The organism is Citreicella sp. C3M06, assembly GCF_018860705.1.
Lineage (GTDB): Bacteria > Pseudomonadota > Alphaproteobacteria > Rhodobacterales > Rhodobacteraceae > Salipiger.
Genome location: NZ_JAHKQA010000008.1, coordinates 1 through 7,799 on the forward strand (window position 1 = coordinate 1; position 7,799 = coordinate 7,799).

The 7,799-nt window shown below is 53.0% G+C and carries 5 protein-coding genes; 4 read left to right on the top strand and 1 reads right to left on the bottom strand.

Features of this window, described 5'->3' with window-relative positions; genetic code table 11:
• Both KO516_RS02990 and KO516_RS02995 read left to right on the top strand, forming a co-directional pair.
• The coding region (locus KO516_RS02990; protein ID WP_216002331.1) for a tyrosine-type recombinase/integrase at nt 1-994 on the top strand (994 nt) is incomplete at its 5' end.
• A gap of 359 nt (nt 995-1,353) precedes the next feature.
• The gene (locus KO516_RS02995; RefSeq protein ID WP_216002332.1) at nt 1,354-1,515 is read left to right on the top strand and encodes a hypothetical protein; all 162 of its coding nucleotides are present in this window, start codon (nt 1,354-1,356) and stop codon (nt 1,513-1,515) included.
• Nucleotides 1,516-1,824: 309 nt separating this feature from the next.
• Here the strand turns inward: KO516_RS02995 and KO516_RS03000 are convergent, their stop codons facing one another.
• The gene (locus KO516_RS03000; RefSeq protein ID WP_216002333.1) at nt 1,825-5,082 is read right to left on the bottom strand and encodes a metallophosphoesterase; all 3,258 of its coding nucleotides are present in this window, start codon (nt 5,080-5,082) and stop codon (nt 1,825-1,827) included.
• Between the two features lie 511 nt (nt 5,083-5,593).
• Here KO516_RS03000 and KO516_RS03005 point away from each other — a divergent pair.
• Nucleotides 5,594-6,163: a recombinase family protein gene (locus KO516_RS03005; RefSeq protein ID WP_216002334.1), complete on the top strand. Its 570-nt coding sequence runs from the start codon at nt 5,594-5,596 to the stop codon at nt 6,161-6,163.
• Nucleotides 6,164-6,349: 186 nt separating this feature from the next.
• Nucleotides 6,350-7,558: an HNH endonuclease gene (locus KO516_RS03010; protein WP_216002335.1), complete on the top strand. Its 1,209-nt coding sequence runs from the start codon at nt 6,350-6,352 to the stop codon at nt 7,556-7,558.
• The last annotated feature ends 241 nt before the right edge of the window (nt 7,559-7,799 follow it).

Consider the following 7,799-nt stretch of genomic DNA (forward strand, 5'->3'; position numbering starts at 1 on the left):
AATGCATCCTGACCCTAGTCCGGAATTCTTTCATGAGTGTTCGAAGATTGCAGCTGCCAACGATGCTCAGAAGCGGATGCGCCCTAAACCTGGGACCTTGGGTGCGTTGCTGCAATTTTACTTTGAGACTGAACATTTTCAGAATCGTGCAGCTACGACCCAGAGAGACTATAGGCTCAGTGCAGACTACCTGCACCCTATTAAGGATACACCAGTTTCTTCGATTACAACGCCCCTTATTGCGGGCATCCATGACAAGGCGTCCACCAAGATGGGTTGGCGGCGTGCGAACATACTCTTGGTGTTTATCAGCCAAGTCTTTAAGTACAATATTCCTCACGGCAACATTTCCAGAAACTTCGCCACTGGTGTCATCCCAAAACCCAGGCCAAAGAATGCGCCGGCACGCAATCGGGCTTGGAGCTACGAAGAGGTTCAGGCGATGCTTGAAGCCTCAGCACCTGAAATGCGGGGCGCCCTTGCACTGATCCACTGTACCGGCTTGGACCCAACTGACGCCCTAGGACTTCGCAGGGACCAGGTTGCGGGAGACGTAATCTGGAGAGATCGTGACAAGACGAAAGTCGGTGCCGCGGTGCCGATCGGCGACACGCTCAGAGCGGAGCTGCAACGGATGCCGGAGCATGATGCGCTCACCGTCTTAGCGAGCTCAAGCGGGCGTTCATGGACCTATGACGGCTTTCAAAGCAGCTTCCAGCGATTGAAGAAGAAGCTTGAGGCTAAGGGTGCGATCAAACCTGGCCTTACACCCAAGGGGCTCCGACACACCATGGCAACTTGGCTGCGTGAGGCAGGGCGTTCTGAACGCGATATTTCAGACCTTCTTGCGCAGAAGTCGCCCGCTATGGGGCTGCACTATTCGAAGGACGCAGATTTGGCGCGTAAGAACCGCGCGACCATCGAGGTCTGGGAAGAAGAAAACAAAAGGAGAGCAGAAATTGTCAAACCTACCAAGAAAAGCGTCAAACCTTAGCGGAACCACCCCATTAAGGCATAAAAAGATCAATCTTATCTTGGGTTTAAATGGTGCCCGGGGGCGCAACCATGCCTGCTGAATCTAAAGAAAAATCCTACTTCATACCGCCAGGTTTTACCGAGTTGGCGGCGTCTGTCGAAATGGGAAACCAGCCATTTCAGGCGGACACAGGAGCGAATCGCGGCATCTGAAAATGGCCGAAGATCAATCTTCGACGCCGCGACCGAACACGACAACCGCGCGACAATGCGCATCTGTCGCCAACGCCAACCGAGGACGCCGCGACCGACGCGACAGCACCCTTTAGGGCTGTCGCATGTCGCGCCCCGAAGCCCCACACTGGAACAGGAAGTTGGGTGCTGTTCAAAGATCGTTTGCCGGCCATCATCGCCCAGGTTCAATTAGCCCAACTTCACTGCGAGAAATTTGAAATCGCTCACGTTTCGCGGGTCGGTGTCCCCGCCCAGCGTGTTCCCACCGAGGAAGGACCCAAAGCCAAGGTGGGGCAGGCACAATGATGCGCATTGTTCAATCAGGTGGATCGCATAAGCGTCGCGACGCTCAGTTCGAGTTCACAACCTCGCGCCACCCAGCACAGCCACGCCGCCGACCCCTTCTAAGAGTATCGGCGGAACCAGCCGTTCGCCGCTTTGGGCATAAAGGTCAGCAAAGCGCAGGAAACGGACAATCTTGTCAGGCATTCCCGGAACGAAGCGGCCGAAGTTCCTGACCGAGCAGACCCTCATCCACCGAATGACGCCGCAGCGCTGCGTTACGAAGACTGTTTTCGATCTAGCTTGTGGTGAGCTGTCTCTAGGATGTTACGTCTATTCATCTATGTTGCGCCTTTTGCCTTCAAGAGAAGCAGATCGAATGCCCTGTAGAATAGCGCTCTTCGCTGCTTTTGGCCGACCAAGTGCCAATTCCAGGTCAAGCGCCGCTTGCTCGACCTTGCTTTGTTCCCTCGTGTCTAAAGCCTTCGTGTGGATATGCTGCCATAGTTTGTCCGCCAAGAACTCATTGGAAATTCTATGCTTCTTGAACTCTTTTGAGTGCTTCGCCCAATGCTTGTTCCAGTTAGGATTTGGGCAATCAAGCTGGACGCCCACGAGGAAAGTCTTTTCAGATGTTGAAGTCTCCGCCGAATTTAATACCTCCTCCATCACAGGTATCAATTTCACGGATGCCAAGTCATCAACCATTCTTGAGTCCACAAATAGCATCATTCTTTTCGTCAAGAAATAATGCAACCCTCGGACTGCTTCTTCATCCAGAACAGCATCATCCTGATTCACGGCATCGACCATGTCTGAAAAAACATCTGAGATAACTTCATACATAAAAAGAAAGAATCTAACCGAATTCTGGGTGTAGATCCTCACTCCGTCGATTTTTCGAGCCTTATCTGTAAACTCCGAATTCCTGAGCACTTTGCCCAGAAGAGATAGAGCGCTCATGAAAGCAGTAACCTTGAGATTCGGTTGGCTCAGCACTGAGCTATTGTCTTCCACAATCGAAGAAGGTGTTAAGTCGGAGGACACCTTCTCACCACCTTCTACATCAGATCTTGGCTTGCTTGAGATTTCTGGCTTACCATTGGACGCAAGCCTTGCTTCTGCAGCGTCCATCAGGTCGTCAACTTGCGTGGCCGTAAGCTTCTTTTTTCTTATCCGACGCAATTTCTCACGGCTGATTCCCACTGAAGACTCTTCCTCGATCACGTCTTCGTATCGATCTAACGAAATTGAACCAATGGACTGCGGAGAGTAATTTTCAAGCTGATATATCACTTCATCAATAAGCCCATCGTTTTCCCTTGATAAGCCCGATAGAATCTGAAGTTCTCGTTGATTTCTTAGAAAGGCGCGATTCAAGTACGATTCTTTGAGGCGCTTGTCAGAACTTCCGATGTGTTTTGCAATGAAATACTCTTGAAAACATCGGTATTTGAAGCTGATTGAATTTGCGCTTTCGTACAAGACGCCGCATTCGCATAGTGATGCGAGGACTGAGCTCGCATCGTAACTGAGGCCCTTGTCACGGAAAAAAGTAATTAGAAACTGGGTAGCATCATTGGAGGATGCAGTCCCACCTTGATCGCGAAGGAAACATGCAAATGACTGAAGCGTTATCTCTTTTGATGTCGCATCAAACTCACTCTCAAGAGCGCTTTGGAAGTCCGCCTTGCCAAGAAGATAGTCAACCATGTTCATGATCAAGACCGACTCATTGATACGGTCGAGTTTGTTGTTTTGGTGTAACGCCCAAAGCAGCATGGTTACGATATAGCCCGTTCTAGGAAGGTCACTATCGCGGATGTGGCTCATAATGGTTGTAAATGTATCTTCATCGCTAGCCCCGGTTCGCTCACACCATCGCCTTACTATTGTCCTAATTGAGCGTCTTGGTAGCGAAGATATGCTCGCAATATTAACACCTTCAAGAAGGTCGTTGCCATTTGCCCTTTTATTTAGAGCGCCAAACCGGCTATCAGATAGGAGAATCCATTTAGCACTCGGTGTGGACAGAATAAGAGATTGGAGCTCGGTTTTCTTTGGCTGGTCAAGCCCATCAAAGTTATCGACTATAATGACGACGCTTCCATTCTCCAGCGCTGCTTCAAAATCAAACCCGCTCTTAAGAGGCCCGAGGTACGCGGCCGCAAGCCTCTTGAGAGAGTATAGGTTTCCTTTAAACTTCCTGTAGTCTATAATTACTGGTATCCGCGGCTTGTCTGTTTGCCCTTCAGAGACAAGGACGGCAGCATAGTGCGCGAGGCTTGTCTTGCCGACCTCTCTAGCTCCCACCAAGAGGTAGCTTCTGTCGCTCTCCAATATATCTGAAAGGGAAAGTTCTTTTCGGGGACCATGCTCCGGAGACAGTTCTCCGCTTGCGTCTGCTTCTTCGGAACGAACTTCATGATCTTGACCCTCCTGCCCACTTTCAAAAATGGGAGGACAAATAAACGCATCGTGCGGATCAGATTTGAACTCTGCCCCCAGATCCGATATATTCAGCTGATCAAGAGCTAGGCGACGTACCTCTGGACGTATTTCCCGTAGTGCGAGCTCAATATGCGGGTCATATTTTCCACGAGTGGGTCGATACTCAAAAGAAGCTCGTCCATTGCTGACAATATTTTCTGCCGGGCCAAATCTTCGGCCCGGATTGTCAAAGTAAGTCCTAAGTCGATAGTCCGCTCTACATATTTCTGGATCAATCTCTATGATTTGATAGCCATTATAGTACTCTCTACCAGCATAAAGGCTTCCACTCTGACTCATCAGAGCATTCCCGTTCACGGTCGTCCTGATTTCGGGCTCGGTAGCGTGAACGTGCCCATACGCCAATAGATCGAATCCCTCACTAAGGCGAGGTTGAACTGAAGCGGCATCAAACTCGGCGAGCCAGGATCCAGGATGGTGGAAGATACCGATGGCTAGGTCAACGTCTGCCAGCTGTTCTACAGCGAAATCAACGTTTCGCTCGCCAAGCAGCAAATGATTTCGATCAACTCCTCCGGCTTCGCCGGTCGCCCTCCAAGAGTTGTCAAAAGAGGCAACGCCAACCGAAACATTATTGACGTTAATTCTATGGACCTTCACAGTCCCGGAGGTCGCATCGGCTTTCTGGAAAGTCTGATCATAGTATTCGTTGAAGTTACTCATGCGGCTCATTGCAAGCATTGCGTTAACGTCGCTTTCGTCTAGGCGACGCAAATGTTGGTTGACTGCGTCGACTGACTTCAAACTGACTTTCAGGCCCTGCTCTATAAAATCAGCTTCTCGAACTAATCTTCTTGATACATCATGATTTCCAGGGCAAATGAAAAGGAGATCCTCACTTAATTCAGCGGCATCCAAAATTGGACGCAAGACATTGCTATGTGCAGTCTTGAAGTCCTCTTTATTCTCTCCAACAAGAACGAGATCTCCAGTGAAAAGTGCTAAGTCAAATTTTACGGCTTCGTTTCTTTTCAGACTTACGATGTCCTCAATCATCGCCTTTTGAACGGTCCTGACGCTTTCTTCATTTCGAGAGTGCCAGTGGATGTCGGAAAAATGCAGTATGGTGACTTTAGTCAACTTCTATCCTTTAGGTTCTCAAGATACGATCTTGAAGCAGTTGGTCAGCTTAGCGGAGACCTTGCCACCAACCCATGATCTAAGCAACTGGTACGAGCGCGGTCATTCTTCTGGATAAGAGCACCTGATCATCATGCATAAACATGTTTTCTTTGCTCATGCTTCCTAACCTGACTTTGCCGCGGCAGCCGCTTCCCGCCTCTGGAGACACCGTTCTGCGTCACGCTGCGTCTTGCATGGATATCGCAAAAGGGCTGGGATCGGTCATTTAGCTGCGGCTGGCATGAAGGTCGGCCCTAGGCCGCACGTTACCGATATAGACTTGAACAGACCTAGGTGCGGTTGATCTCGCGATAGAGCAGAGCCAACGATCGCGTTTCAAGTGACCTAATAGAGTATACTCGGACGGGACGCGCGAAAACCGCCTCAAAGTGTCCGATTAGACTTGTGTAATCACTTTTAGGACGCTACCGCTTTATCGGACAGCCTATTAGGACGAAAGAGGACAATCATGGGCGAGTTGATCGGGTATGCGCGGGTTTCATCGGTCGGGCAGAAGCTGGACGTGCAGGTTGCCGCGTTGCGGGCTGCGGGCGTCAGTGACGAACACCTATACAGCGAAAAGGCCACGGGCACGAAACGGGACGGCAGACAGGCGCTGGACGATCTTCTGACGCGCGGCATCCGCAAGGGTGATACGCTAGTAGTGACACGCCTTGATCGGCTGGCGCGGTCTACCCGCGACCTGCACAACATTGCCCATACCCTGACCAAAAAGGGCGTCGGGTTGCGGGTGCTGGAACAGGCGATTGATACCACGACGCCGGAAGGGCGCATGTTCTTCACCATGCTTTCCGCCGTCGCGGAGTTCGAGACGGAAATCCGCAAGGCCCGGCAACGGGAAGGGATCGACGCGGCGCTGGCCAAGGGTGCGGACTCCCCGTTCAAGGGCAGGCCCGCGACAATAGACGGGGAAAAGGTGAACGCCATGCGTGCCAAGCGCATGACCCCTACAGCCATAGCCAAGGCGCTGGGCGTGGCGCGGTCCAGTGTCTACCGCTACCTGCAAGAGGCGTCCTGACCCATTCTGAGACCTGCACCTCATGGCCGCTCCTGTATGATGCCGGATGCTCTCACCAAGGCAGGAGGTTTGCCTGCTAGAGACATTGCTCAACCAAGTCTGCTTGAGGGATCGCCGCTTGATCGTGAGCACAATCAGGGAGACGATGAAACAGATCGCTGCGAAAACCAAGATGAATGAGTCCGCATGTCTGAAGTTTTGAAAGCCCTGAGAGATAGCGTCGATCCGTTGGAAAACGATCTCGCCCGGGTTTACGATCATTGGCAGGAGGTCAAGCGCAGCCAAGGCCAGCGGGCGGGCCTCGGGTATGAACCCCGGGACATCAACGCATTGGGCGCGGTCTCGGTGATTTCCTCCCGGGTCTTGAACGCTTCCGCCGGGTTCGAGGAGGTTGACCCGGATCAGAGCTATGAAGCCTTGGTCATCAAATACCCCGAGCGGTTCACCCCGGACGTGATCGCCGCCGCGCAGGAGCGGTTGAAGCTCGGGGCGAGCAAGGTGCAGGAGTTCCGGCGGCAGGACATTCAGTTCTTTGTCAAATCCAGCGCAATCGACCTTTTCGGAGTCCCGGGCGTTCGCCGCACTGTCGAAAGCTGGGTCGGGCGGGACGCAGCTTTACCCGAGCTTCACAAAGAGAACAGCTATGCCGACGAGATTCTGACCAACGGCTTCCGGGGCCTCGTGTGGCTGCATGAGCAGGAGAAGGACGGTGAGCACGGGCGGGGTTTGACGGCCGTGGTGGAGTTCGGCCCCATGCAGCCGGATCGCCGTGTCCGGGTGCTGGACGCGGTGTTTTTCGAGCGCCCGGTTGGGAAGGAACTCTTGGAAGCGCACAAGGATGACGGGACGTTCATTGCCAGCATCAGAGCGAGCCGCCACAGCCGGATTTGGCCGATCTCGGACAGCGACGTGGACTCGCTTCTGTCCGCCGTTCGGGAAAAGGCCCACAAAATCGCGCAATATGAGAACCAGAACCCGGACCCGCACGAGCCCCTGAACCTTGAGAAGATCGAAGACGCCACCGCCCTGCGCCAAGTGGTCTTGCGGCGATACCAGAGCGCGTTCCGGCAGGCCCTATTGAGCAAGCGCTCGAACCGCTGCGCGATCACCGGGACAAGTGAGCTTTCGGTTCTGGAAGCCGCCCATATCATCCCCTACGCGGAGCGGTTTGCCGACCGGGACAAGCCCGAGAATGGGCTTCTGTTGCGGAGGGACATTCACAAACTCTTTGACGCGCACCTAATTTCGATCAACCCCGAGACCAAGGCTATCGAGGTTTCAGACCGGATCGCATCGCCGGACTACCAGAGCCTTCGCGGTAAAACCGTCACAGATGAAGTCTCCCCCAAGAGCCTCGAATTCCACTTCGAGAACTTCCGAAAACAGCACCCATAGCGCCGGGGAGCCCCACGGCGGGGTGGCCTAGGCATCAGCCTGTCAGAAACATGCGATCAAAGGTCGAAGGCGAAACGCCGGAGTATGCGGCTGGGCGTTGTTGCGCAAATCATTAAACGGGGAACGATCCCCTTTCCCGTTACCTTTCAGGCGATGGCCTTGATCTCGGCCCTGCCGAGGGCCGAGAAGCGGTTCATGATAGCGATGCGGATCTGGATTTCGGCGGTCTGGCGGTCGGGGT